The 25,721-nt window shown below is 52.4% G+C and carries 20 protein-coding genes; 12 read left to right on the plus strand and 8 right to left on the minus strand.

The genetic code is table 11. The features are described from left to right. Positions 1 to 161: 161 nt before the first annotated feature. Positions 162 to 1,145 (plus strand): helix-turn-helix transcriptional regulator, encoded by a 984-nt coding sequence (locus tag K7X24_RS07125; RefSeq protein WP_224553932.1) that lies wholly within the window; start codon positions 162 to 164, stop codon positions 1,143 to 1,145. 110 nt (positions 1,146 to 1,255) lie between these two features. After that, the gene (locus tag K7X24_RS07130) at positions 1,256 to 2,584 is read left to right on the plus strand and encodes an MmgE/PrpD family protein (protein WP_224553934.1); all 1,329 of its coding nucleotides are present in this window, start codon (positions 1,256 to 1,258) and stop codon (positions 2,582 to 2,584) included. Positions 2,585 to 2,631: 47 nt separating this feature from the next. Here K7X24_RS07130 and K7X24_RS07135 read toward each other — a convergent pair whose 3' ends face one another. From K7X24_RS07135 to pdhR, 5 genes are all read right to left on the minus strand, one after another. Further along, positions 2,632 to 3,819, minus strand: a complete 1,188-nt coding sequence (locus K7X24_RS07135) for a dienelactone hydrolase family protein (RefSeq protein ID WP_224553936.1) — start codon at positions 3,817 to 3,819, stop codon at positions 2,632 to 2,634. Positions 3,820 to 3,979: 160 nt separating this feature from the next. Next, a complete protein-coding gene (gene lpdA / locus K7X24_RS07140) occupies positions 3,980 to 5,404 on the minus strand; it encodes a dihydrolipoyl dehydrogenase (protein WP_010306320.1) in 1,425 nt (474 codons plus the stop codon). Positions 5,405 to 5,618: 214 nt separating this feature from the next. After that, positions 5,619 to 7,499: a pyruvate dehydrogenase complex dihydrolipoyllysine-residue acetyltransferase gene (aceF, locus tag K7X24_RS07145; RefSeq protein ID WP_224553938.1), complete on the minus strand. Its 1,881-nt coding sequence runs from the start codon at positions 7,497 to 7,499 to the stop codon at positions 5,619 to 5,621. Positions 7,500 to 7,513: 14 nt separating this feature from the next. Continuing rightward, positions 7,514 to 10,177, minus strand: coding sequence for a pyruvate dehydrogenase (acetyl-transferring), homodimeric type (gene aceE / locus K7X24_RS07150; RefSeq protein ID WP_224553940.1), 2,664 nt, complete (start codon positions 10,175 to 10,177; stop codon positions 7,514 to 7,516). 141 nt (positions 10,178 to 10,318) lie between these two features. Then, positions 10,319 to 11,083, minus strand: coding sequence for a pyruvate dehydrogenase complex transcriptional repressor PdhR (gene pdhR, locus K7X24_RS07155; RefSeq protein ID WP_010306328.1), 765 nt, complete (start codon positions 11,081 to 11,083; stop codon positions 10,319 to 10,321). A gap of 680 nt (positions 11,084 to 11,763) precedes the next feature. Between pdhR and K7X24_RS07160 the strand changes: the two genes are divergently transcribed. The 3 genes from K7X24_RS07160 to K7X24_RS07170 all read left to right on the plus strand — a co-directional run bounded on the left by K7X24_RS07160 (position 11,764) and on the right by K7X24_RS07170 (position 15,673). Continuing rightward, positions 11,764 to 13,122, plus strand: coding sequence for an amino acid permease (locus K7X24_RS07160; RefSeq protein ID WP_103183136.1), 1,359 nt, complete (start codon positions 11,764 to 11,766; stop codon positions 13,120 to 13,122). Between the two features lie 183 nt (positions 13,123 to 13,305). Beyond that, the gene (locus K7X24_RS07165; protein ID WP_224553941.1) at positions 13,306 to 14,739 is read left to right on the plus strand and encodes a glycoside-pentoside-hexuronide (GPH):cation symporter; all 1,434 of its coding nucleotides are present in this window, start codon (positions 13,306 to 13,308) and stop codon (positions 14,737 to 14,739) included. Further along, the gene (locus K7X24_RS07170; RefSeq protein WP_224554123.1) at positions 14,717 to 15,673 is read left to right on the plus strand and encodes a family 43 glycosylhydrolase; all 957 of its coding nucleotides are present in this window, start codon (positions 14,717 to 14,719) and stop codon (positions 15,671 to 15,673) included. The genes K7X24_RS07165 and K7X24_RS07170 overlap by 23 nt, the downstream gene beginning before the upstream one ends. Positions 15,674 to 15,709: 36 nt before the next feature. On the opposite strand, the gene ampE is transcribed toward K7X24_RS07170, so the two are convergent. Both ampE and ampD read right to left on the minus strand, forming a co-directional pair. Next, positions 15,710 to 16,564, minus strand: coding sequence for a beta-lactamase regulator AmpE (ampE, locus tag K7X24_RS07175; protein ID WP_103971063.1), 855 nt, complete (start codon positions 16,562 to 16,564; stop codon positions 15,710 to 15,712). After that, positions 16,564 to 17,136: a 1,6-anhydro-N-acetylmuramyl-L-alanine amidase AmpD gene (gene ampD / locus K7X24_RS07180; RefSeq protein ID WP_198998213.1), complete on the minus strand. Its 573-nt coding sequence runs from the start codon at positions 17,134 to 17,136 to the stop codon at positions 16,564 to 16,566. The genes ampE and ampD overlap by 1 nt, the downstream gene beginning before the upstream one ends. A 418-nt stretch (positions 17,137 to 17,554) precedes the next feature. Here ampD and K7X24_RS07185 point away from each other — a divergent pair, with 418 nt between their 5' ends. The 5 genes from K7X24_RS07185 to hofC all read left to right on the plus strand — a co-directional run bounded on the left by K7X24_RS07185 (position 17,555) and on the right by hofC (position 22,892). After that, positions 17,555 to 18,415 (plus strand): nucleoside-specific channel-forming protein Tsx, encoded by an 861-nt coding sequence (locus K7X24_RS07185; protein WP_039470072.1) that lies wholly within the window; start codon positions 17,555 to 17,557, stop codon positions 18,413 to 18,415. 144 nt (positions 18,416 to 18,559) lie between these two features. Further along, a complete protein-coding gene (gene nadC, locus K7X24_RS07190; RefSeq protein WP_224553943.1) occupies positions 18,560 to 19,450 on the plus strand; it encodes a carboxylating nicotinate-nucleotide diphosphorylase in 891 nt (296 codons plus the stop codon). A 306-nt stretch (positions 19,451 to 19,756) separates the two neighbouring features. Beyond that, positions 19,757 to 20,203, plus strand: coding sequence for a prepilin peptidase-dependent pilin (ppdD, locus tag K7X24_RS07195; RefSeq protein ID WP_224553945.1), 447 nt, complete (start codon positions 19,757 to 19,759; stop codon positions 20,201 to 20,203). A 2-nt stretch (positions 20,204 to 20,205) separates the two neighbouring features. Then, positions 20,206 to 21,690 (plus strand): type II secretion system protein GspE, encoded by a 1,485-nt coding sequence (gene gspE / locus K7X24_RS07200; protein ID WP_224553947.1) that lies wholly within the window; start codon positions 20,206 to 20,208, stop codon positions 21,688 to 21,690. Continuing rightward, positions 21,687 to 22,892 carry a protein transport protein HofC gene (gene hofC / locus K7X24_RS07205; RefSeq protein WP_224553949.1) on the plus strand — a complete coding sequence of 402 codons (1,206 nt, stop codon included), beginning with the start codon at positions 21,687 to 21,689 and terminating at the stop codon, positions 22,890 to 22,892. Before gspE ends, hofC begins: the two co-directional genes overlap by 4 nt. Before the next feature lie 84 nt (positions 22,893 to 22,976). Here hofC and K7X24_RS07210 read toward each other — a convergent pair whose 3' ends face one another. After that, positions 22,977 to 24,017: a GMP reductase gene (locus tag K7X24_RS07210; protein WP_224553951.1), complete on the minus strand. Its 1,041-nt coding sequence runs from the start codon at positions 24,015 to 24,017 to the stop codon at positions 22,977 to 22,979. A 286-nt stretch (positions 24,018 to 24,303) separates the two neighbouring features. Here K7X24_RS07210 and coaE point away from each other — a divergent pair, with 286 nt between their 5' ends. Together coaE and zapD are read left to right on the plus strand one after the other, a co-directional pair. After that, positions 24,304 to 24,930, plus strand: a complete 627-nt coding sequence (gene coaE, locus K7X24_RS07215) for a dephospho-CoA kinase (RefSeq protein WP_224553953.1) — start codon at positions 24,304 to 24,306, stop codon at positions 24,928 to 24,930. Next, complete coding sequence (gene zapD / locus K7X24_RS07220; protein WP_040044057.1) at positions 24,923 to 25,675, plus strand: cell division protein ZapD; 753 nt, start codon at positions 24,923 to 24,925, stop codon at positions 25,673 to 25,675. Before coaE ends, zapD begins: the two co-directional genes overlap by 8 nt. Positions 25,676 to 25,721 lie beyond the last annotated feature (46 nt).

The raw sequence follows: 25,721 nt of genomic DNA on the forward strand, positions 1-25,721 counted from the left end.
CTCAACGAAAAATGCTATTGAGAAGTATTTGCATTACCATTTTGGCGCGGTCATTGTTACATTTGTCATTCAGGACGGGGTTTGCTCTAGCAGCAAAATGTTTTGCCAAAGCATCAAAATGGAAGGCGCAGGTCGAAGGGTTTAATCAGGTAGGTAATCACGTGCGCAGCTTCACTCAGTCATCAAAGCCGATCTATAAAGATCACATCGTTCAGCAATCGAGTCTGGTCGCGAACAATTACCGTTTTATCGGCCCCCGGCTGATCGATAACACGCCGGTGCTCTTTGGCTCGTTCACTGTTGTACAGCTCAATCCGCATCTGATCCTGCATACCGCGGATGTGATTAATCGCCACAATATGAAAACCCAAAACCTGCTGGATGGCGCGATCAAGCTGGCCATCGTGGTGAGTGGCAATGCGCATATCTCATTTGGTCATCAGGAACTGCATCTGGGAGAGAACCAGCCCGCCTCGCTGATTACGTTGACGGAGCCGACGATGTTTACCCGCATCGGCAAGCGTGATGAATATGAGCGAACCATTACGCTGACGTTCGACAGGGAATGGCTGTACGGCAATATGATGGACACCGTTGGCGACTGGCAGGCCATCCACGATTTCACGCAAACTCACCTGGCGACACACCTGTGGACACCGTCCCGGCAGGCGCTGGCGATTGCCTTACAAACGCTGGACGCTGAACCTTGCCAAACGCCGCTCCAGCGCCTTTATCTGGAAATGCAGTGTATGAGCCTGATTATCGAGGCGTTTACTTCATTGACCGCCAGTGTGGCACAGGAGAAAAGCAGCGGTGTTACCCTGCGCAGCTACCACCGCATTCAACAGATCAGAGATATGCTGGAAAGCGGCAGCGCCGACCATCTGTCGATGAGTGAAATCGCTAAAAGCGTCAACATGAGCGAAAGCACGCTACAACGCCACTTCCGTCAGACGTTCAATATGAGTGTTTTTGAATACCTGCGTAACTGCCGTTTGCAGCGCGCCATGCTGGCCTTGCAGAAAGACGGCATCGGCATTGCGCAGGCGGCCAGTATCGCCGGTTACAACAGCCCCGCCAACTTTGCCACCGCTCTGCGCCGTGCATTCGGTATTACGCCGAGGCAGTTAAAAGACCGCTTCTGATTCTGAACCACTAATAACCAAATGGAATTTATTATTCCATTTGGTTATTAATCGCTATTCAGCGATGCACAGTAAATTAGTGTTTTTCTGCCAGCGACACATGACGCCCCATGACCAATCAGACTGATATCACCGCAACGCTTGCCCACCACATCATCCATAGCGAACCCAATCGAGAAGCGATTGATACCGCCCGTGACGGGGTGACTGATTTCATCTCCACCGCGCTTCCCATCGTACAGGGTGCGATTGCCGATAGCGGGCTCGCGCCGTTAAAGCAGGTATTCAGCGGCACGGACAGCCTGACGCGTAGTCTGATCCTGGGTTATGCAGGTCACGTACTGGACTTTGACGATTATCATCCGGCGTTTCGCGGCCACCCCAGCACCGTCATTCTGCCCGCCCTGTTTGCCCTTGCCGCAGAAGATCCCGCCGTCACGGAAGAGGCGTTTTTGACGGCATATGTGATCGGCGTGGAAGCCGCAGGCAGAATCGGTCTGGCATGTGGCCCACGTCATTACAGTCTCGGTTACCACAACACGGCTACGCTCGGTGCTATCGCCGCCGCCGCTGCCGCTGCACGTCTGGCTGGTGCCTCGGTAGAACAAACGCAAACCATTCTTGGTCTGGCTGCCACACAGGCCGCCGGGCTGCGGGCGCAGTTTGGTTCAGCGGTCAAACCGCTACACGCCGGGCTTGCCGCCAGAGCAGGACTAACCGCCGTCAAGCTGGGCCTAGCGGGCTTTGAGGGCAATACACAGCAGGTGATTGATGCCTTTCTTGCCGCGCATGGCGATCAAAAACAGCAGCCGGAGTTGCTGGTTGAAAACTGGGGAGCGCCGTGGCGTATGCTTTCTCCCGGTCTGGAGTTCAAACGCTACCCGACCTGTGGCGGCACCCACAGCGCCGCCGAAGCCGCGTTTGCGCTGCGGGAACAGTGGCATCAGCAGAAGGGTGCGGATGCCGATTTAGCTGACGCTATCGAACAGATCACGGTGACCTTCCCGCCGGGCGGCGATGTCGCTCCCTTTATCCGCAATGCCACAAACGGCGTAGAAGCGCGTTTCAGTCTGGAATATGTGATTGCAGCGGCGCTGCTTGAAGGGGAATTGAAGCTGGCGCATTTTTCGGAAGCCCCGGTTGAAACCACGATCTCCGCGCTGGCGAATCGCGTCATACGCCGTGCCGATGAAACCGCACCACCCGATGAACTTGACCCAGAGGCGCGCTTTCATGAGGTTACGCTGCACCTGCGTAACGGCAGCACGCTAATCCAGCGCACCACACGTCAAGAAACCTCAGCGCGCCCTACCGATCTCCGTGCTAAATTACAGCAAACCATCGGCTCGCTGGCGCACCTCGACAGCAACCAGATCGCCGACCGCTGCGCATTACGGCAGGAAGGCGATCTGCGCTATTTACTGGGGCTGTTGTTTTAACAAAATGCTAGTTTTAACAAAATGCTAGTTTTAACAAAATGCTGGTTTTAACGGGATGCAGGCTTTAGCCACTGGTCCAGAAAGCTAAAGACTTCTTCCTGCTGCTCCTGATAGAAAACGTGTCCCAGCTCAGGCCAGATCTTGGTTTGCAGCTTGCTGTCCGCCCGCTGGGATTGCCACACCTTGTGCATTTTGGCGTAGGCGTCTTCAACGGATTGCGTCGGGAACAGCTTGTCTTTGCCGCCATTAAATAACAGCATCGGTTTTGGCGCGGCGACGCTAGCCACATCTGGGAAGTCAAAGCGTGTTGGTAGCCCCGGGTGCAACATATAGAATGCCGACTGCCCTCTCAGCACATTGTTACCCGGCGTCATCAGGCCATCGTACGTGCCAATCCAGGAGACCGCTGCCGTTGCCGCCACCTTGTCGGACAGCGCGGCGACCTGCCAGGCACGGTAGGCGCCCATCGAGAAACCGACGACGCCAATACGTTGCTTATCAACCTGTTCAAGCGATACCAGAAAATCCGTTGCCCGCATGTCTTCGTAGGCCATCAGCCCCGCGAGCGAGCGCCCCAGATTAAAGAAATTGCTCGCCAGCGCCTGCTGCTGCTCATATTTGATCGGCCCGCGCGATCCCCAACCTAGCGCATCCACCGCCAGCACCACATAGCCCCGCTTCGCCAGTTCATCCCCGACAAAACGGCCGGTGAAAAACTTATCGGCCCATGCCTGTGCAGAATCAAGCTGTGCGTCATTCCCCCACGGCTTGATCATCTTCTCTTTGCCGATATCAAATTTCGCGCCGTGATCGTGTAGCAGGATGACCGCAGGATGCGGCCCCGCGCTTTTTGGGGTCAGGAGCAGCGCGTCTACACGGCTTTCATCGGTCAGGTTAAAGGCAACTTTTTCTGCCGTGTAGCTGCCGCGATCCTGTTTTTCAATCGCCTGCGGGGCAAAGTCTTTGGTGGAGTCAGGCGTTAGGAGCAGCGAACGCAGCGTTTTTCTCGACTGGGCTTGCCACTGGCTAAAATCCGTAAAATTCCCAGATAGCCAGGAATCCGAGTAGGTCATCTGCTGCTTAAGCTGCGGATAGAATGAAGGAAGCCCTTCATCTGTCACCGCCTGATCCGTCGCGGGTTGAATCGTAGGGTTCATATCGTTCGCCATCAGTGAAGGGCTAGCCAGCAAAGCCGTCAACAGCCAGACAGAGGTGCGTAAGGTATTAAGATTCATCATAACCTCAAAAACAAAACATCGTTTCTTTTTTGAGGTTTGATTGTAATTGACGCGGCTAAAAATAAACGGACGGGAGGCGCATTCTGCGAAGCAGCAGGCAAAAAAAATCCGGCACCTATAAAGGTGCCGGATTGCTATTCATCGAACGCGAGAGAACTTACTTCTTCTTCGCTTTCGGGTTCGGCAGGTCAGTGATGCTGCCTTCAAAGATTTCAGCGGCCAGACCAACAGACTCATGCAGCGTTGGGTGCGCATGGATGGTCAGTGCGATATCTTCTGCATCACAGCCCATCTCGATCGCCAGACCGATTTCGCCTAACAGTTCACCACCGTTAGTCCCGACAATTGCACCACCGATAACACGGTGAGTTTCTTTGTCGAAAATCAGTTTGGTCATACCGTCAGCGCAGTCAGAGGCGATAGCACGGCCAGACGCCGCCCATGGGAAGGTCGCGGTTTCGTAGCTGATGCCTTTCTCTTTCGCTTCTTTCTCGGTCAGACCTACCCACGCCACTTCCGGTTCGGTATAGGCGATAGAAGGAATCACTTTCGGATCGAAGTAGTGTTTCTTGCCGGAGATCACTTCAGCAGCAACGTGGCCTTCATGCACGCCTTTGTGCGCCAGCATCGGCTGACCGACGATGTCGCCGATCGCATAGATGTGTGGCACGTTGGTGCGCATTTGCTTATCAACGTGGATGAAGCCGCGATCGTCAACTTCCACGCCCGCTTTGCCAGCATCCAGGTTTTTGCCGTTCGGTACACGACCGATAGCAACCAGAACCGCATCGTAACGCTGTGGCTCGGCTGGCGCTTTTTTGCCTTCCATCGTCACATAGATGCCGTCTTCTTTGGCTTCTACTGCCGTCACTTTGGTTTCCAGCATCAGGTTGAACTGCTTGCTGATACGCTTGGTGAAGACCTTAACGACATCTTTGTCAGCAGCCGGGATAACCTGATCGAACATTTCAACGACGTCGATCTGTGAACCCAGAGCATGGTAAACGGTACCCATTTCCAGACCGATGATACCGCCGCCCATAACCAACAGACGTCCTGGGACGTTTTTCAGCTCCAGCGCATCGGTAGAATCCCATACACGTGGGTCATCATGAGGAATGAAAGGCAGTTGGATTGGACGTGAACCCGCTGCGATAATCGCGTTATCGAAGTTGATCGTCGTTTTGCCGTTTTCGCCGTCAACTTCCAGCGTATTAGCACCCGTGAATTTGCCCAGACCGTTAACCACTTTAACTTTACGGCCTTTTGCCATACCAGCCAGACCACCGGTCAGTTGGGTGATGACTTTTTCTTTCCACAGACGGATTTTATCAATGTCGGTTTTAGGTTCACCGAACACGATACCGTGCTCTGCCAGTGCTTTGGCTTCTTCAATGACTTTAGCAACGTGAAGCAGGGCTTTGGAAGGGATACAACCCACATTCAGACACACCCCACCCAGCGTGGAGTAGCGCTCTACCAGTACAGTTTCCAGACCCAAATCCGCCGCGCGGAATGCAGCAGAGTAACCCGCGGGGCCGGCACCAAGTACCACTACCTGAGCTTTAATTTCAGTACTCATCATGACCTCTTAATTGATTTCCGGCGGGTCTGTGACGTCATTGTTATTGAGTCTTAACGCCCTCTTCCACCGGGACGTGTCTTTGCCGCTGTAGTTTACAAAATCGTTAACAATTTTGAAACAACAAGCGACTAACGATTTGTCCTTGATCACTGACAGCTGTAACAAATAACAGCTTATCAGAAAAAAGCCGGCCGTCAGGCCGGCTTTTCGATTACATCACCAGACGGCGAATGTCAGACAACGTGTTGTTAATGATGGTAATGAAGCGAGCACCATCAGCACCGTCAATGACCCGGTGGTCGAAGGACAGAGACATCGGCATCATCAGACGCGGAGTGAACTCTTTACCATTCCAGACCGGTTCCATCGCGGACTTAGACACACCAAGAATAGCCACTTCCGGCGCGTTGACGATCGGCGCAAAGTGCGTAGTCCCGATGCCGCCCAGGCTGGAGATCGTGAAGCATCCGCCCTGCATTTCGCCAGCGGTCAGCTTACCGTCACGGGCTTTCTTGGAGATCGCCATCAGTTCGCGAGACAGCTCAGTGATGCTCTTCTTGTTCACGTCTTTGAACACTGGAACCACCAGACCGTTCGGGGTATCAACCGCTACACCGATGTTGATGTATTTCTTCAGCGTCAGACGTTGAGCGTCTTCAGACAGTGAACTGTTGAAACGTGGCATCTGCTCAAGGGCAGCGGCAACGGCTTTCATGATGAAGACAACTGGGGTGAATTTCACATCCAGTCTGCGCTTCTCAGCTTCGGCGTTCTGCTGTTTACGGAACGCTTCCAGATCGGTGATATCCGTTTTATCAAAGTGAGTAACGTGCGGGATCACCACCCAGTTACGGCTCAGGTTGGCACCAGAGATTTTCTGGATGCGGCCCAATTCCACTTCTTCAACTTCACCGAACTTGCTGAAATCGACTTTCGGCCACGGCAGCAGCCCCGGCAGAGAACCACCGGTAGCAGCGGCAGGCGCAGACTCAGCGCGTTTCACAGCATCTTTCACGTAAGTCTGAACGTCTTCGCGCAGGATACGGCCTTTACGACCAGAACCCTTCACTTTCGCAAGATTCACGCCGAATTCACGTGCCAGACGACGGATAACCGGCGTGGCGTGAACGTAAGCATCGTTCTCAGCGAAGTCGCTCTTGCCTTCAGCTTTCGCTGCCGGTGCAGCAGCAGGTTTTGCCGCTGGAGCTGGTGCAGCCGCCGCTTCTTGCTTGGCAGCCGGAGCCGCCGCAGGTGCAGCGCCTTCCACTTCGAAGACCATGATCAGTGAACCGGTTTTAACTTTATCGCCGGTGCTGATTTTGATTTCTTTAACCGTACCCGCGAACGGCGCAGGGACTTCCATTGAAGCCTTGTCGCCTTCAACGGTGATCAGTGATTGCTCAGCCGCGATTTTATCGCCAACTTTAACCATCACTTCAGTCACTTCAACTTCGTCGCCGCCGATATCCGGTACGTTGACTTCTTTCGCCGCAGAGGCCGCTGGCGCAGCTGCTGCTGGAGCAGCGGCTTGTGCCGGAGCGGCAGCAGGTGCTGCACCCGCTACTTCGAATACCATGATCAGAGAACCGGTAGAAACTTTATCGCCAGTGCTGATTTTGATCTCTTTAACCGTACCTGCGAAAGGTGCCGGAACTTCCATAGACGCTTTGTCGCCTTCTACAGTGATCAGAGACTGTTCAGCAGCAACGGTGTCGCCCACTTTAACCAGCACTTCGGTCACTTCGACTTCGTCACCGCCGATATCCGGTACGTTGACGTCTTTCGCTGCCGCTGGGGCAGCAGCCGGAGCCGCTTCTTTCTTCTCTTCTGCCTTGGCAGGTGCAGCGTCAGCTGCACCGTCGGCGGAATCGAAAATCATGATCAGTTTGCCAGTTTCAACTTTGTCACCGACAGAGACTTTAATCTCTTTCACGACACCAGCCTGCGGAGAAGGGACTTCCATAGAAGCCTTATCACCTTCAACCGTGATCAGCGACTGTTCAGCTTCAACTTTGTCGCCAACCTTCACCAGCACTTCGGTGACTTCAACTTCATCTGCACCGATGTCCGGTACGTTGATTTCGATAGCCATGTAATCTTTACCTCTTATGCCAGACGCGGGTTAACTTTATCTGCATCGATGTTGAATTTAGTGATGGCATCTGCAACCACTTTCTTATCGATTTCACCGCGTTTAGCCAGTTCACCCAGAGCCGCAACCACGACGTAAGACGCATCCACTTCGAAGTGGTGACGCAGGTTCTCACGGCTGTCAGAACGACCGAAACCGTCAGTACCCAGTACGCGATAATCGCTAGCAGGGACGAAGCTACGGATTTGCTCAGCAAACAGCTTCATGTAGTCAGTAGATGCAACCGCTGGCGCATCGCTCAGTACCTGAGCCACGTAAGGTACGCGCGGCGTTTCGGTTGGATGCAGCATGTTCCAACGCTCACAATCCTGGCCTTCGCGTGCCAGTTCAGTGAAGGAGGTTACGCTGAATACGTCAGAACCGATGCCGTAGTCTGTCGCCAGAATCTGAGCCGCTTCACGTACGTGACGCAGAATAGAACCTGAACCCAGCAACTGCACTTTACCTTTGCTACCCTCAACCGTTTCCAGCTTGTAGATACCCTTACGGATACCTTCTTCCGCACCCTGCGGCATCGCAGGCATGTGGTAGTTTTCGTTCAGCGTGGTGATGTAGTAGTAAATGTTTTCCTGCGCTTCACCGTACATGCGGTGCAAACCGTCATGCATGATGACAGCAACTTCGTAGGCAAATGCCGGATCGTAGGAAATACAGTTCGGGATAGTCAGAGACTGAATGTGGCTGTGACCATCTTCGTGCTGCAGACCTTCGCCGTTCAGCGTCGTACGACCTGAAGTACCACCGATCAGGAAGCCACGTGCCTGTTGGTCACCCGCTGCCCAGCACAGGTCGCCGATACGTTGGAAACCGAACATGGAATAGTAGATGTAGAACGGGATCATCGGCAGGTTATTGGTGCTGTAAGACGTTGCCGCCGCCAGCCAAGAAGAACCTGCGCCCAGCTCGTTGATACCTTCCTGCAGAATCTGACCTTTCTGGTCTTCTTTGTAGTAAGCAACCTGCTCACGATCCTGCGGAGTGTACTGCTGGCCTTTCGGGCTATAAATACCGATTTGGCGGAACAGACCTTCCATACCGAAGGTGCGCGCTTCGTCAGCGATGATCGGAACCAGACGATCTTTGATAGATTGGTTCTTCAGCATCACGTTCAGGGCACGTACAAACGCGATAGTGGTAGAGATTTCTTTGTTCTGCTCTTCCAGCAGAGTGCTGAAATCTTCCAGCGTTGGCAGTTCCAGTTTTTCGCTGAAGTTAGGCTGACGAGAAGGCAGGTAGCCACCCAGTGCCTGACGACGCTCGTGCAGGTATTTGTACTCTTCAGACTCTTTATCGAAAGTGATGTACGGCAGTTTTTCGATATCAGCATCAGACACAGGCACGTTGAAGCGGTCGCGGAAGTAACGCACGCCATCCATGTTAACTTTCTTAACCTGGTGAGCGATGTTCTTACCTTCAGCCGCGTCGCCCATACCATAACCTTTAATGGTATGCGCCAGAATAACGGTTGGTTTGCCTTTGGTGTCCTGCGCTTTTTTCAGTGCAGCGTAGACTTTCTTCGGATCGTGACCACCACGGTTCAGTGACCAAATTTGATCGTCGGTCCAGTCTTTAACCAGTTCTGCCGTCTCCGGGTATTTACCGAAGAAGTGCTCACGCACATAGGCACCGTTTTTGGATTTGAAGGTCTGGTAGTCACCGTCGACGGTTTCTTCCATCAGTTGGATCAGTTTACCGCTGGTGTCTTTACGCAGCAGTTCATCCCAACGGTCGCCCCACATGACTTTGATCACATCCCAGCCAGCGCCGCTGAAGATACCTTCCAGTTCGTTGATGATCTTGCCGTTACCGGTAACCGGACCATCCAGACGTTGCAGGTTACAGTTGATGACGAATACCAGGTTGTCCAGTTTTTCACGGGTCGCGATAGTGATCGCACCTTTGGATTCTGGTTCGTCCATTTCACCGTCGCCCAGGAAGGCATAAACGGTTTGTTTAGAGGTATCTTTCAGACCACGGTTTTCCAGATATTTCAGGAATTTAGCCTGGTAGATGGCGCCAATCGGGCCCAGCCCCATAGATACAGTCGGGAACTGCCAGAAGTCCGGCATCAGTTTAGGGTGCGGATAAGAGGACAGACCGTTACCGTGAACTTCCTGACGGAAGTTGTTCATCTGATCTTCAGTCAGGCGGCCTTCAAGGAAGGCACGAGCGTAAACGCCCGGAGAGATGTGGCCCTGGAAGTAGACCAGGTCGCCGCCGTCCTGCGCAGTGCGAGCACGGAAGAAGTGGTTAAAGCACACTTCATAGAAAGTGGCGGAAGACTGGAAAGAAGCCATGTGGCCGCCCAGATCCAGATCTTTTTTAGAAGCACGCAGCACTGTCATGATCGCGTTCCAGCGGATTGCTGAGCGAATACGACGTTCCAGATCCAGATTACCAGGGTATTCCGGCTCGTCTTCCACTGCGATGGTGTTGACGTATTGACTCGCCGCCAAACCAGCAGCAACACTTACGCCGCCTTTACGTGCTTCACTCAGGACCTGATCTATCAGGAACTGAGCGCGCTCAACACCCTCTTCACGGATGACCGATTCGATCGCCTGCAGCCAGTCGCGGGTTTCGATCGGATCCACGTCATTATTTAAACGATCTGACATGGTTATTCCTTATCTTCTCTAATCAGTTAGTTTATGGAGCCTGTCTTCCTGCATTCTGACTTAGGTTTCGCCCTAAGCAAAACGCATGAAGACAGGCTCATCGTCGTCATTGCCGCATTCAGAGCCCCAAATTACGGGTGCTCAATCCCTGCGTTGCTGGAGCCGACGCAGCGATCTCTCGCGCCGACTATGTTCCCGGTTAAGATCCAGCAATACTTCCTCAATAAACGCCAGATGACGGTGTGATGCTTCGCGCGCCTTTTCCGGCTCACGGGCAACAATCGCCTCAAAAATGCTGGCGCGATGAATGCTAACCTGAGCCAGCACTTCACGGCTCAAATAAAGCAATTCAAAATTCTGCCTCACGTTCTGTTCGAGCATCGGCCCCATACAGCGCACCAAATGCAGCAACACCACATTATGCGTGGCTTCTGTTACAGCAACCTGATACTGCATAACGGCTTCTGATTCGGCGTCCAGATCGCCCGCTTCCCTCGCCTTCTCAATCACGGCATGACAATCCCGGATACGTTGCAGATCCGACTCTGTGCCACGCAACGCAGCATAGTAGGCAGCAATGCCTTCCAGCGCATGTCGCGTTTCCAGAAGATCGAACTGTGATTCGGGATGTGTGCTCAGTAATTCTGCCAGCGGATCGCTGACGCTTTGCCATAGATTGGCTTGAACGAAGGTACCACCACCCTGACGGCGCAAAAGGAGACCTTTGGCTTCCAGGCGTTGAATGGCTTCTCTCAGAGAAGGGCGGGAAACATCGAACTGTTTTGCTAGTTCGCGCTCCGGTGGGAGCTTCTCGCCGGGGCGCAAGGTTCCCTCAAGAATCAGAAACTCCAGTTGCTGTTCAATCACATCTGACAGTTTGGGCTGACGGATCTTGCTGTATGCCATAGTGAATTCTTCTCTGCGAATGGCGCGGAGTCAATTGGTAATACCAATTTCAAAAACGTGACGCTAAAGTAACAAAGTATTCACCTTCTGTCCATAAGGACCTTGAGCTAAATCACCAATCCCACCAGATTTTAACAAATGCACGAGAAACATGCGGCAAAGTGATAGCCCGCCTGTGGTATTACCATTAATCCCCTCTGTCTATATTTTAACTTTTTTGAAACGTAAAGCAGGCATTGCTGAACCGTTTAAATACGAAAATAGTGAATTTTAATTCAAAAAATAAGAATTTTTATTCTCAAAAGAAAAGCATCACCCCGGCAACTCCACATTGTGGTGAGCACTCTTTTTACAGCGGGGATAAAGAGATAATAAAAGGGAGTAAACCTAAAGAGGTAACAACCCCCTCCCATCCTAAAAAACCTCTCTCGATTTTCTCGTCATCAGGCTCTTAATTAAAGAAGGATGAAAATTTTGATGTAGCGATAGTTTTTAATTATCAGACTATAAGAAATCAGTGCAATCTTGCGCACTTACCACTATTCTCTGGCAAACGGTAGCGGTTTCATTATTTAAAGAAACACCACCCGTAAAAATAAAATTACACAAACGTACAGTCACTAATACGCGTGTTCGCTCACACCGTGTTTTTTACTTGCACTGGCAGAGGGTTAAATTTGATGGATAATCAACAAACGGACGGCACGCTAAAGCGTGGTTTGAAAAACCGTCATATTCAGTTGATTGCCTTGGGTGGCGCAGTAGGTACTGGCCTCTTTCTTGGTATTGCGCAGACAATCAAAATGGCCGGGCCATCGGTCCTGTTAGGCTATGCGATTGGCGGGCTGATCGCGTTTCTCATTATGCGCCAACTGGGCGAGATGGTGGTTGAAGAGCCGGTAGCCGGATCGTTCAGCCACTTTGCTTATAAATACTGGGGCGATTTCGCTGGCTTTGCATCGGGATGGAACTACTGGGTGTTGTATGTGCTGGTCGCTATGGCTGAGCTCAGCGCCGTGGGGATTTACGTCCAGTACTGGTGGCCAGACATTCCGACCTGGGTATCCGCCGCCGTCTTCTTCCTGCTGATTAACGCCATCAATCTGGCGAACGTCAAAGTCTACGGTGAGATGGAATTCTGGTTTGCCATCATCAAAGTCGTCGCGATTATTGGCATGATCGTCTTCGGTGGCTGGCTGCTGCTCAGCGGTACGGGCGGGCCGGAAGCAACCGTAACCAATCTGTGGGCGCAGGGCGGGTTCTTCCCGAACGGCGTGCTCGGTCTGGTGATGGCGATGGCCGTAATCATGTTCTCATTTGGCGGGCTGGAACTGGTGGGGATTACCGCAGCAGAAGCGGATGACCCAGAGAAAAGCATTCCACGCGCGACCAATCAGGTTATCTACCGCATCCTGATTTTCTACATCGGTTCACTCGCTATCCTGCTGTCACTGTACCCGTGGGGCAAGGTTGTGGAAGGCGGTAGCCCGTTCGTCATGATCTTCCATGAACTGAACAGTAACGTCGTAGCAACGGTGCTGAACATCGTGGTATTGACCGCTGCGCTGTCCGTTTATAATAGCTGCGTGTATTGCAACAGCCGCATGCTGTTCGGTCTGGCGAAACAGGGTAACGGACCGAAAGTACTGAAAACTGTCGATGCCCGTGGCGTTCCGGTTGTTGCTATCGGTATCTCCGCACTGGCAACGGCGCTGTGCGTGCTGATCAACTACCTCATTCCCGGCAAAGCGTTCGAGCTATTGATGGCGCTGGTCGTGTCTGCTCTTGTGATTAACTGGGCGATGATCAGTCTGGCGCATCTGAAGTTCCGTGCGCAAAAGGATAAAGAAGGCACGGTGACCAAGTTTAAAGCGCTGCTTTATCCACTGGGCAACTACATCTGCCTGCTGTTCCTCGCGGGTATATTGGTCATCATGTTCCTGACGCCGGGCATTCAGATTTCCGTCATGCTGATTCCGGTCTGGCTGGTTATTCTGGGCGTGGGCTACTTTATCAAAAAGAAAAATCAGCCGAAGTAAGCCTCCGCGCTCACCACATCCTTTTTCATGGCCGACTCTGTCGGCCATTTTCATATTTGCCGCCTCCATCACACTTTGCTCCACCCGACCCGTTTGTCCATTTTTGCAACCGATTTCATACGCTCTTTTATCCCTATCGAGGGGAATAATCGTGTTTACACGTTAAGCACAGGAGTCGTATTCATGAAGAACAACGCACTGTCCGTTAAAGAAAAAATTGGCTACGGAATGGGTGACGCAGGGTGCAACATGATTGGCGGAGCCATCATGCTATTTCTGAGCTACTTCTACACAGATATCTATGGGCTCTCGCCTGCCTTGGTCGGCACCCTGCTACTCTCCATTCGCGTCATCGATGCCGTCACGGACCCGATTATGGGCGCGATCGCCGATCGTACCCAAAGCCGCTGGGGTCGCTTTCGGCCTTATCTGCTTTGGGTCTGCGTGCCCTACGTTCTGTTCAGCGTACTCATGTTTACCACACCGGATTGGAGCTACAACGGCAAGATCATCTACGCCTTCGTTACCTATTTCCTGATGTCGCTGACGTACACTGCCATCAACATCCCCTACTGCTCGTTGGGCGGCGTGATCACAGCGGACCCACATGAGCGGGTGTCCTGTCAGTCATACCGTTTCATCATGGTCGGCATCGCCACGCTCATTCTATCTTCGACGCTGCTGCCGATGGCCGAATGGTTCGGCGGTGAAGACAAAGCGCGCGGCTACCAAATGTCGATGGGTGTGATGGCGGTCATTGCCCTCTTCATGTTTCTGTTTTGCTTTGCCACCGTTCAGGAGCGGATTAAGCTTGCCATTCCGACCAACGATGCACTGAAAGCAGACTTGCGAGACGTCTGGAAAAATGACCAATGGCCGCGCATTCTGCTGTTAACCCTGTGCAACGTCTGTCCTGGATTTATTCGCATGGCGGCTACGATGTATTACGTCACCTGGGTGATGGAAAAGTCTGTCTCATTCGCCAGTCTGTTTATCAGCCTAGGCGTAGTCGGCATGATGTTTGGCAGCGCATTGGCAAAACCCCTGACTGACCGTTTCTGCAAACTGAAAGTGTTTTTCTGGGTCAACATCGCACTGGCGATCTTCTCCAGCGCCTTCTACTTCTTCAACCCTCACCTGACCAGCTTTATTCTGGTGATGTACTTCCTGCTGAATGTCCTGCATCAAATCCCTTCCCCGCTCCACTGGTCGCTGATGGCCGATGTGGATGACTACGGCGAGTGGAAAACCGGCAAGCGAATCACCGGGATCAGCTTCTCAGGCAACCTGTTCTTCCTGAAAGTCGGGCTGGCAATTGCGGGTGCGATGGTCGGCTTCCTGCTGTCCTACTATGGTTATGATGCCAATGCCCCGCAGCAAAATGCAGAAGCCATGAACGGCATCATTATGTTATTCACCCTTATTCCCGGCGTAGGCTATTTGATTACCGCAGGCGTGGTGCGTTTGCTGAAGGTCGATCGCCAGCTTATGCAGCAAATACAAATTGATCTGGAAAAACGCCGTAATAACTATCGGGAACTGAGCGAGAGCCACAACAGCCAATCATCCAACGTCAAAAGAGGAGGAGAGAATGATGAACCCACATCAATGGCCTAACCCACTGATAGAACAACGGGCAGATCCTTTCATTCTTCGCCACACGGATGGACAGTACTATTTTATTGCCTCGGTACCTGAATACAATCGGCTCGAAATTCGCCGGGCCAGTTCGCTGGCGGCACTTGCTCACGCTACCCCAGTGACAATCTGGCGCAAGCATGAGCGCGGCCCTTTAAGTGCGCTGATTTGGGCACCGGAACTGCACGTGATTAATAGCAAATGGTATGTCTATTTCGCCTCTGCGCCGACGGAAGACATCAAAGACGGCTTATTCCAGCACCGCATGTTTGCACTGGAATGTGCAGACAGCGACCCGCTAAAAGGCAACTGGGTTGAAAGAGGCCGGATTTATACGCAATTCGATACCTTCTCTCTGGATGCCACCCACTTTGAACATAAAGGCAAACGCTACTATCTGTGGGCGCAAAAAGATCCCGCTATTTCAGGTAATTCGAATCTGTATCTGGCGGAAATGGAAAATCCGTGGACGCTGAAAGGCACGCCCGTCATGTTGAGCAAGCCGGAGTTGCCGTGGGAAGTCATCGGTTTTAAAGTCAATGAAGGCCCAGCTGTCATTAAGCACGGCGAACGCATCTTTATCACCTATTCCGCCAGCGCCACCGATGAAAATTACTGTATCGGCTTACTGTGGGCGAATGCAGACAGCGATCTGCTGAACCCGACAAGCTGGCATAAATCGCAGCAGCCGGTCTTTACCACCAGCCGAGAAAACCGCCAGTTTGGCCCGGGCCATAATAGCTTCACCCAAACAGACACGGGCGAGGACGTTCTGGTTTACCATGCCCGCAACTACACGGAGATCGAAGGCGATCCGCTGTATGACCCCAATCGTCACACGCGGATTAAAACGTTCACCTGGGATCGTGACGGTATGCCCGTGTTCGGCGAACCGCCCGCAGACAGGCAATAAGCGAGAAACGGGTGCGCTGGGACGTACGTTAGGAAATCAAACCAGCGCACCGTATATCGTCAGGAGCGCGACCACCACCACCAGTGCTAACGTCACTTTTTTTGCTAGCGTCACGGCGGCTTTCGGTGTCTCTACAGGCTCAACGTGGGATTCACGCGCCAGAGAAAATTGGGCCAGTTGAGTTAACACCCAATACTGTGAACTGCGAGAATCCCCCAGCGAGGCAAACCAGGCAGGCAGCGCTTTTTCGCCGTGCCCCAGCAGTGCGTAAGCGGCACCGACCAAGCGGGCAGGAATCCAGTCAAGCCAATGCAACAAACTATCGACGCCAGACTGCGCGCGCTCCAGCGGGGTGTGGTGGCGGGCAAGCCAAGTCTGTCTGGCGCGTAAAAACGCGTACCCCATCAGCGCAATCGGCCCGTAGGGTCCAGCAACGATAAACCAGAACAGCGGCGCTAAATAAAACCGAAAATTTATCCACAGCAGCGCGTTTTGCAGCTCTTTCAATTGCTCGCTTTCGCCTGTGCCAACGGGCAGGCCGTGAATCAGCGCCAGCTCTGCCGCCATTTCCCGGCTGGCATCCGCCTCACCGCGCTGTGCAGCCTGCAAATAGCGCCGATAGTGCTGACGAATTTCACCCGCACCAATGCACATCAGACTGATGATAATCCACAGCAAAAGAGAAATCAGGCCGAACAGAATACCGCTCGTGAGCCACAGCAGGCCCCCCACGATACCCATGCTGCACAGCGTCAGGAACAGCGTTTGAAATAAAGACGGAGGCGGCACGTGCCGGAACACGACCTCAAGCCGATGATCGATCTGCCAGTGCTCGCCCTGTTTGAACAAGCGCTCCCATGCCAGCGTAAGCAACAGTGTAAACAGCGTCATTAATCCAGACTCCCTTTGTTCTCTGTCCAGTTTTCTTGTAGCAGACGATGATAGCCGTCCCAGTCAAATGCCGGGCCGGGGTCGGTTTTACGGCCCGGAGCGATGTCGCTGTGTCCAGTAATGCGCGATAGCGTAATGGGATAGACCCGCATTAACAGACGTGTAATCGCAACCAGCGAGTGATACTGCTGCGCGGTAAAAGGCAGCGCATCCGTCCCTTCCAGTTCAATGCCAATAGAGAAATCATTGCAGCGTTCTCGGCCTTCAAACACCGAAACGCCAGCATGCCAAGCGCGCTGCTCGAAAGACACATACTGTGTGATTTGCCCATCACGGCGAATCACACAGTGTGCCGCGACGCGTAAATGGGAAATGTCGGCGAAATAGGGATGCGCCGAGGGATCCAAAGTAGCCGTAAACAGTTGATCGATATACGGGCCGCCAAATTCACCGGGCGGCAGACTAATATTGTGGATCACCAGTAGGGAAGGCACCTCATTATTTGGGCGACCATCATAATGCGGTGAAAGCGTGTGTGTAATGTCGGATAACCAGCCATTTTCCAAAAGCATCGGCGATAACCTCGCATCGTATCGTTTGCCGGCTGAATCAGGCGAAAAATCAATTTCAGGCGTAAAAGCCATGTAGCCAAAAATCCTTGTATCCAAGATACCATGTTTCACGCCATGCTATCTATTCAACTGGGTATCAATAGATTTTACCGTTTGTTTTGTGATATTCCCGCTGTTTTCCTGCCTGAAAGCAATCCCGATATCTTTTTTAGTAAGGTGGAATCCCTAACCCCACCATGTGATTAAAATCACATTACACATGTAATATTGCAATGTACGCTAATAGTTTTCGTGCATTGCATCTATTTTTACTTAAAATACAAAGCAAAATTATCTCCTGATTTTTTTAGATATTGAGAATTTTTATTTCGATATCTCACACAAGACGTACATTACGCCTAACACTATGGTACTTAACATGAAAAAAACTTTCGCTGCAGGCGCTTTACTCGCCCTGTCATGCTCAATGCCTGCTCTTGCCGACAGCAATAAAGCCGAATATCTGTCCGACTGGTGGCATCAGAGCATTAACGTCGTCGGCAGCGCCCACACCCGTTTCGGGCCGCAACTGAACAGCACGACTTATCTGGAATACGAAGCATTTGCGCGTAAAGACTGGTTCGATTTCTACGGCTACGCCGATGCGCCTAAATTTTTTGGTGGCGATCCTGACAGCCGTGGCATTTGGGACAAAGGCTCTCCGCTGTTTGTCGAGATCGAACCACGCTTCTCTATTGATAAGCTGACGGGTGCTGACCTCAGCTTTGGTCCGTTTAAAGAGTGGTACATCGCTAATAACGTTATTTACGATCAGGGCCGCAACAGCGGTTCACGCCAGAGCACCTGGTACATGGGCTTAGGCACCGATATTGATACCGGTACCGATCTGTCTCTCTCAGTAAACGGCTATGCCAAATACCAATGGCAGAACTACGGCGCGGCGAACGAAAACGAATGGGACGGCTACCGTGTAAAAGTGAAATACTCTTACCCACTGGGCTCGATGCTGGGCGGCAACGTCTCGTATATCAGCTTCACCAATTTCGATTTTGGTTCAGAACTGCGTGATAAATCAAATGCAAGCCGCACCAACAACTCCATTGCCTCCAGCCATATTCTGGCGCTGGGCTACGACCACTGGCACTACTCTTTCGTCGCTCGTTATTTCCACAATGGCGGCCAATGGGCTGATGGCGCAGAACTCAATTTCGGCAAAGGCCCGTTTGAAGTGAAATCTACCGGTTGGGGCTACTACCTGGTCGTCGGTTACAACTTCTAAAATCACATCCCTTTCCGGCGATTGGAGATCGCTCGCCGGAAAGTTAATAGCAGTAACAGGTTGAATTGTAATAATTATTCATTCTGGATGTCCTGATATAAACAAGGTAGCATAGACCTCCGAATCCCCCTTCGGAGTTTTGTCATGTCAACGCGTCGCTACAGTCAGGAACAACGCCAAAAAGCCTTGCTCGCTCGTATTGCACAAGATATCCCCGCCAGCGTGCAACTGGCCTTGCGTGAAGATTTAGGTGGCATCGTCGATGCTAATCAAGATATTACCGCCCTTCTGTTACCCGACAATGAGACCGTCAGCGCACGCATCATCACGCGTGAAGCGGGTATATTCTGCGGCACGCGCTGGCTTGAGGAAGTCTTTTCTCAATTAGGCAACACGACAACGATCGTCTGGCACGTTGCCGATGGCGACGCTATCACTCCCAACCAAACGCTGTGTGACATCACAGGCCCAGCCAAACAACTCCTGACAGGCGAACGCACGGCGCTGAATTTCCTGCAAACGCTGTCCGGCGTCGCAACCGAAGTCAGCCGCTATGTTGCCGTATTGCAGGGAACGCGCACTCGACTGCTGGATACGCGCAAGACGCTGCCGGGGCTGAGAACCGCGCTGAAATACGCCGTATCATGCGGTGGCGGAGACAACCACCGACTCGGTTTATCCGACGCCTTCCTGATTAAGGAAAACCACATCATCGCCGCTGGCTCAATCAAGAATGCGGTAGAAAAAGCGCAGTCTTTACGCAGCGATGTTCCGGTAGAAGTGGAAGTCGAATCGTTGGATGAGTTACAGCAGGCGCTGGAAGCGGGCGCAGATATCATCATGCTGGATAATTTCAGTCTGGATAACATCCGAGAAGCCGTTGCTATAGCACAAGGCCATGCGTTGCTAGAAATATCCGGCAATGTCACCCTCGACACACTGCGTGGCTATGCGGAAACTGGCGTAGACTATATCTCAGTGGGAGCGTTAACCAAGCACGTACAGGCACTGGATTTATCCATGCGCTTCGTCTAACCGTTCCTCTATTTCTCCCAGAGAGGTGCTATTTCGCACCTCGTTCACCTCTCATCCTCTAGTACACCATCGTAACGCTATAGGCTGCCAATCCCACACGAACGTCCTGCACCGACAGCGTGAAAATTGCGTCTCTGCTCGCAAAAAATTTTCAATCCTCTGCAAATATCTAAAAACATGTCGTGCCGCTTTCCTGTTTTACGTTTCCCTGCTCGTCAGCCTTCGCTCCCTTTTCTATGCTGCCGCCATCCGTATGGATTTCTGCACCGAAGCCTTTAATTTATGTGCCACAACAGGGAAATCAACATGACAAAACAACAAGGATTTACGCTGATTGAGCTGATGATCGTCATTGCGATCGTCGCCATCCTCAGCGCTATTGGCGTACCGGCTTATCAAGGCTATCTGCAAAAAGCAGCGCTGACGGACATGCTACAAACGATGGTGTCTTATAAAACGCCAGTCGATCTCTGTGGTCTGGAAAATGCCGCTTTTACGGCCTGCAATGCAGGTAATCAGGGAATACCGGGCAGCCAGTCTTCACGCTATGTCAGCGCCGTTAGCGTCACTCAAGGGGTGATTACGCTGACCGGACAATCCACTCTGCAAGGGCTACGCGTTATCCTGACACCAACGTGGGATACCGAAATCGGCGCTTCACGCTGGACGAAGAACTGTGCCACGGATGACAACGCAGAGAGCCTGCAATCTGCCTGTCAGGACGTTTTCCGTTTCGATAATACGGCAGGCTAATCATGACAGATTCCTCCTTCTCCTCAGAGCATACACTCAGCGAGTTGCAGACACTGTGCCGACGTTATCAGGCATTATTGCTCAGTCTTGATGAACAAACGCTGTCGGTCGCCGTCACGGCTCCCCCTTCTGCGGAGATAATTGCCGCGCTGCGCTTCGCCAGCAATCGCCGAATTATGGTGGAACAATGGCCACAAGCCAGAATGGAACAGCAGCTTAACCTGGTGAACGCCGTTGCCGAGCCCGCAGAAACCTACCATGCCAGCCCTTATGCCAACACTCGTAACAACAGTACTGGGCAGCAGGATCATGACGAGGACTCCCCCGTTGCACAGTTTATCCATCAAACGCTACGTCTCGCCGTTCAACGGCGCGCCTCTGATATCCACTTTGAGCCGTTGCTAGATAACTATCGCGTACGCCTACGCATTGACGGTGTGCTACAGGCCATATCCGCACCGCCGCCCGAACTGACAAACCGTATTACTGCACGGCTAAAAATCATGGGCAAGTTGAACATCGCTGAACGGCGATTGCCGCAGGACGGCCAATTCAGCCTGACGCTGGATCAACAAGCCTACTCATTACGCATCGCTACGCTCCCCGTACAGCAGGGGGAAAAAGTCGTACTGCGTATCTTGCAAACGCATCAGCAGGAGCTGGCACTGGATAAACTTGGACTCACCACAAAGGCATTACAGCAGGTGATTAGCGTGCTGAGCGCCTCACAGGGGATGCTGCTAGTCACGGGTCCAACGGGCAGTGGAAAAACTGTCACGCTTTACAGCGCAATACGCTGGCTAAATGAGTGCAGCCGCAATATCTGTAGCGTGGAAGATCCGGTCGAAATCCCCTTGCAGGGTATCAACCAAACGGCAATCAACCCCAAAGCCGAACTGGGTTTTGGCCGCATTTTACGAGCGCTACTGCGACAAGATCCAGACGTGATTATGATTGGTGAAATCCGCGATGCTGAAACCGCAGAAATTGCGGTAAAAGCTGCACAAACCGGCCACCTAGTCATGTCCACGCTGCATACCAACTCTGCCGTAGACACGTTAACTCGCCTCAGTCATCTGGGCATCCCCGGTTACCTGTTAGCTGCGGCGCTAAAACTCATTATTGCCCAACGCCTTGTACGTCGGTTATGCCCGCACTGTAAAACCCCAGAAGAACCGCTACTTTCACTGCCAAACGACGTATGGCAAGGGCCACTGCACCATTGGCAAGCCCACGGTTGTAGCCACTGTTTTTCTGGCTACTATGGCCGCGTCGCGCTCTATGAGTTATTGCCTATCACGCCAGATTTTCAGGCAGCGCTCGCAGGCAACGCCAGCACAAGTGAATTATCTACACTGTCTCGCCATTCAGGTTTTCCAACGTTGCTGATCGCAGGGCTTGGGTTAGTCAACGACGGCCTAACCTCACTTGCTGAAGTCTACCGTGTAGTGGGCGATGAGCACGCAATAAATCAGGAGACGCAATGAGGCTACAGCGCTTATATCACTGGCAGGCCATCACGTCCGAAGGCGAATTTATCGATGGGGAACTCATTAGCACACATCGCCAGCGCGCCTATGCCAGCCTGATTGCACAGGGCTACCAGCCGCTTCTTGTAAAAGCTGGCCATTATCTGTCGCTACGCTACTGGAAACGTGAGCAGCTAGGCGAGTTAATCAAACAGCTTTCTGCCCTGCTACAAGCCGGATTACCGCTGCTGGAAGCATTAAAACTGGTATCGGAACAGCACGAGCGCCCCGGCTGGCGCTGCGTATTACGGGATGTGCGTACCCATGTTGCTCAGGGAAATTCACTGTCTGAGGCATTACACGAATATCCTCATATCTTTCCTGTTCTGTATCAATCCCTCATTGCCGTCGGCGAATTGACCGGGAAGCTAGACGCATGCTGCCTACAGCTCGCTCAGCAGCAAGAAAAACAGTCCAGACTGCAACAGAAAGTCATCAAAGCGCTACGCTACCCCTGCTTTGTTTTGGCAATTGCCATAGTGGTCAGCATGATGATGTTGACGCTGGTTCTGCCCGAGTTTGCGTCGCTCTATTCCTCGTTCGATACGCCGTTGCCGTGGTTTACCCGTCAGTTGCTCCATCTGGCAGAGATAGTCACTGACTACGGATTCATTGGGTTACTGGTGCTCAGTGGCCTGATCGTGGGATACGCCCGCTTAAGACAGAAAAGGCCATTATGGAAAACCCGAGAGCAAGAGTGGCTGCTGAAGCTTCCTATCGTATCCAGCCTGCTACGCGGTAAATCGCTGAACCAGATATTCCATATTCTCGCCATGACGCAACATGCTGGCTTGACGCTCCCAGAAGGACTGGATGCTGCCGCGACGATCCGTCATCCGCTTTATCAGGCCGCAATTCAACAGATACAAGCGCAACTGCATCAAGGTACATCGCTATATCATGCCACACAGCATCACGCCATGCTGTTCCCTGCCCCCTGTCCGCAGCTGATTCGTGTGGGGGAAGAAACCGGTGCGTTGGACGCGATCTTTACACAACTGGCAGAATGGCATGAGGGTCGGGTACAGCAGCAGGCAGACATGCTGACACAAACGCTGGAACCGTTGCTGATGATGGTCGTCGGGGGAATGGTCGGGGCACTGGTGATTGGCATGTATTTACCTATCTTCCAGTTGGGGAATGTATTAGCCGGAGCCTGAACCGACCAATACAGCACGACACCGTTTACACGTTAGGCCGCACGCTCTCGCTAACAGCAAAAAGACGGCGCGTAATAGCGGCAACTATCCGTTGAAAATCCGGTTTTCCTGTTCAGCCACGCGGATAAACGTTGTACGCTTCGTCAGTTCTTTCAAACGGCCTGCACCAACATAGGTGCAGGCCGACCGCAGGCCGCCAAGAATATCGCGTACAGTATTGTCTACCGGACCACGCAGAGGCAATTTCACGGTTTTTCCTTCTGCGGCACGGTACTCCGCTACGCCGCCAACATGACGCTCCATCGCGGATGCAGAACTCATGCCGTAGAACAGCATCATTTTCTCGCCGTTTTCTTCAACGATGGTGCCTTCACATTCATCATGTCCTGCCAACATACCGCCCAGCATGACGAAATCGGCTCCGCCACCAAATGCTTTCGCTACATCGCCCGGCATGGCACATCCGCCGTCGCTCACGATTTGCCCACCGAGACCATGTGCTGCATCGGCGCATTCGATCACGGCAGAAAGCTGAGGATAACCTACCCCCGTTTTAACGCGCGTCGTGCAGACAGAACCGGGGCCAATACCGACTTTCACGATGTCCGCGCCGGAGAGAATCAGTTCTTCCACCATTTCACCGGTCACGACATTTCCAGCGCAGATCACGTTGTCTGGGCAAGCCTCACGCGCTTTTTGCAGGAACGTGACAAAGTGCTCGGAATAACCATTGGCCACATCAATACAGATAAATTTCAGCTCGGGCGATAGCGCCAGAATTTGCTTTAACTTGATGAAATCAGCCTCAGATGTCCCAGTCGAGACCATCACATGGCGTAATACCGATACTGGTGCGCGTTGCACAAACTGGGACCATTGTTCGACAGAATAGTGTTTATGGACAGCCGTCAGAACATCAAAAGAGGCCAGCACCTCCGCCATACTAAACGTACCCACGGTATCCATATTGGCTGCGATAATCGGTACGCCGGACCAGTTGCCGCCAGCATGGAGGAAGGTGAATTGACGTTCCAGTTCAACGTCGGAGCGGCTTTTCAGCGTCGAACGCTTTGGCCGGATGAGAACGTCTTTAAAGCCTAACTTTAAATCTTCTTCAATACGCATGAGGTTCGAGTTCCTGGTTAGTGACGGCGGAATGCTCAGTATTGATTGTTACTGAGTGAAAAAATAATAGTCCTTTACCAGTAACGTTATCATACGCAGGAATAATCCTGCGGCAAGACTGCGATTTTCACTTTATTTGGGATAAAATCAGAGAAATTTACCTATCACCCAGCAAAGTGATAACGTGAAGCACACTGCGGTTGATGCCTGATTGACTTCAAAGGGGCAGGAAGACATCCCTCACCTTTGAAAATAGTAGAAATGTTAACTTCTCAACACGAGTGCAATGACATACATCGTAGCCTTAACGGGCGGTATCGGCAGCGGAAAAAGCACCGTAGCCGATGAATTTGCCACATTAGGGGCCACTATCGTTGATGCGGATATCATCGCGCGTCAGGTAGTCGAGCCTGGGAAACCCGCACTGGACGCCATCAGGCTCCGGTTTGGCGACACTATGCTCAATACCGATGGTTCATTGAACCGTGCCGCACTACGCCAACGGATTTTTTCCTCACCAGAGGAGAAACAGTGGCTGAATAATTTACTCCATCCGTTGATCCATCAGGAAACACAGGCCCGGTTTCAGGCTGCATCCGCACCGTACATTCTGTGGGTCGTCCCTTTACTGGTGGAGAACGGTTTACAACAACGAGCACAGCGTATTCTGGTCGTTGATGTAGACAAAGAAACACAGCTTGCGCGCACGCTGGCCCGCGATGGCATCAGTCGGCAGCAAGCAGAAAACATACTGGCAGCACAGGCTACCCGAGAACAACGCCTGGCTTATGCCGATGATATTATTGATAACAGTCGCTGCCCAAACGAGCTGGCTCCACAGGTTGCGGAATTACACCGCCAGTACCTAGAGCTCGCCGCCTCCGCAGCCGACAGGATGACTAAGAATGAGTGACGCCCCCTCAACGATTTTATTCGAATACCCGCTGAACGAAAAAACACGTACCTGGTTGCGTATCGAGTCATTATTGCAGCAGTTGCATCAAAACCACTCCCTGACCGATATGGGAGGCGCTCTGACATTTTTTCGTGCCATAGCCGAGCTGCTCGATGTATTGGAACGTGGAGATGTACGCACCGAGCTGCTGAAAGAACTGGAGCGGCAACAGCAAAAACTGCTGCAATGGAGTGATGTACCGGGCGTTGACATGGAGCGCATCCATACGCTGAGACGCCAATTGAAAGATCTGGCCAGTACGCTGATAGCCGCACCACGAATGGGGCAGTTCTTACGTGAAGATCGCCTGATTGGCATGGTACGCCAGCGGCTCGGTATCCCTGGCGGATGCTGTAGTTTTGATCTGCCCACTCTGCATAGCTGGCTGCACCAGCCTCAGGAACTGCGCGAGAAATTGGTTTCCGGCTGGCTTAACTCCCTGTCGCCGCTCAAACAAGCGCTGGATATGATCCTGGAGCTGATCCGCCACTCCGGCACGTTCCGCCCACAGACCAGCCTGAACGGCTTCTTCCAGGACAATGCCTCCGATGCTGACCTGCTACGTTTGCGCCTTGAACAGGTACATCAGCTCTATCCGCAGATCTCCGGCCATAAGACACGCTATGCCATCCGTTTTCTACCATTAGATAGTGAAAACGGCCACATTCCTCCGCGTTTAACATTTGAACTGGCCTGCTGCTAGACTCAGCCCTGACAAACCAGAATGTGTTAAGTCACAAATAGAGTGA

This window comes from Pectobacterium versatile (assembly GCF_020166435.1).
Classification (GTDB): domain Bacteria; phylum Pseudomonadota; class Gammaproteobacteria; order Enterobacterales; family Enterobacteriaceae; genus Pectobacterium; species Pectobacterium versatile.

What these genes read in the sequence shown, in the direction of transcription:
- K7X24_RS07130 (WP_224553934.1), top strand. Translation starts at nt 1,256, where the DNA reads ATGACCAATCAGACTGATATCACCGCAACGCTTGCCCACCACATCATC.
- K7X24_RS07135 (WP_224553936.1), bottom strand. Translation starts at nt 3,819, where the DNA reads ATGAATCTTAATACCTTACGCACCTCTGTCTGGCTGTTGACGGCTTTG.
- lpdA (WP_010306320.1), bottom strand. Translation starts at nt 5,404, where the DNA reads ATGAGTACTGAAATTAAAGCTCAGGTAGTGGTACTTGGTGCCGGCCCC.
- aceF (WP_224553938.1), bottom strand. Translation starts at nt 7,499, where the DNA reads ATGGCTATCGAAATCAACGTACCGGACATCGGTGCAGATGAAGTTGAA.
- aceE (WP_224553940.1), bottom strand. Translation starts at nt 10,177, where the DNA reads ATGTCAGATCGTTTAAATAATGACGTGGATCCGATCGAAACCCGCGAC.
- pdhR (WP_010306328.1), bottom strand. Translation starts at nt 11,083, where the DNA reads ATGGCATACAGCAAGATCCGTCAGCCCAAACTGTCAGATGTGATTGAA.
- K7X24_RS07160 (WP_103183136.1), top strand. Translation starts at nt 11,764, where the DNA reads ATGGATAATCAACAAACGGACGGCACGCTAAAGCGTGGTTTGAAAAAC.
- K7X24_RS07165 (WP_224553941.1), top strand. Translation starts at nt 13,306, where the DNA reads ATGAAGAACAACGCACTGTCCGTTAAAGAAAAAATTGGCTACGGAATG.
- K7X24_RS07170 (WP_224554123.1), top strand. Translation starts at nt 14,717, where the DNA reads ATGAACCCACATCAATGGCCTAACCCACTGATAGAACAACGGGCAGAT.
- ampE (WP_103971063.1), bottom strand. Translation starts at nt 16,564, where the DNA reads ATGACGCTGTTTACACTGTTGCTTACGCTGGCATGGGAGCGCTTGTTC.
- ampD (WP_198998213.1), bottom strand. Translation starts at nt 17,136, where the DNA reads ATGCTTTTGGAAAATGGCTGGTTATCCGACATTACACACACGCTTTCA.
- K7X24_RS07185 (WP_039470072.1), top strand. Translation starts at nt 17,555, where the DNA reads ATGAAAAAAACTTTCGCTGCAGGCGCTTTACTCGCCCTGTCATGCTCA.
- nadC (WP_224553943.1), top strand. Translation starts at nt 18,560, where the DNA reads ATGTCAACGCGTCGCTACAGTCAGGAACAACGCCAAAAAGCCTTGCTC.
- ppdD (WP_224553945.1), top strand. Translation starts at nt 19,757, where the DNA reads ATGACAAAACAACAAGGATTTACGCTGATTGAGCTGATGATCGTCATT.
- gspE (WP_224553947.1), top strand. Translation starts at nt 20,206, where the DNA reads ATGACAGATTCCTCCTTCTCCTCAGAGCATACACTCAGCGAGTTGCAG.
- hofC (WP_224553949.1), top strand. Translation starts at nt 21,687, where the DNA reads ATGAGGCTACAGCGCTTATATCACTGGCAGGCCATCACGTCCGAAGGC.
- K7X24_RS07210 (WP_224553951.1), bottom strand. Translation starts at nt 24,017, where the DNA reads ATGCGTATTGAAGAAGATTTAAAGTTAGGCTTTAAAGACGTTCTCATC.
- coaE (WP_224553953.1), top strand. Translation starts at nt 24,304, where the DNA reads ATGACATACATCGTAGCCTTAACGGGCGGTATCGGCAGCGGAAAAAGC.
- zapD (WP_040044057.1), top strand. Translation starts at nt 24,923, where the DNA reads ATGAGTGACGCCCCCTCAACGATTTTATTCGAATACCCGCTGAACGAA.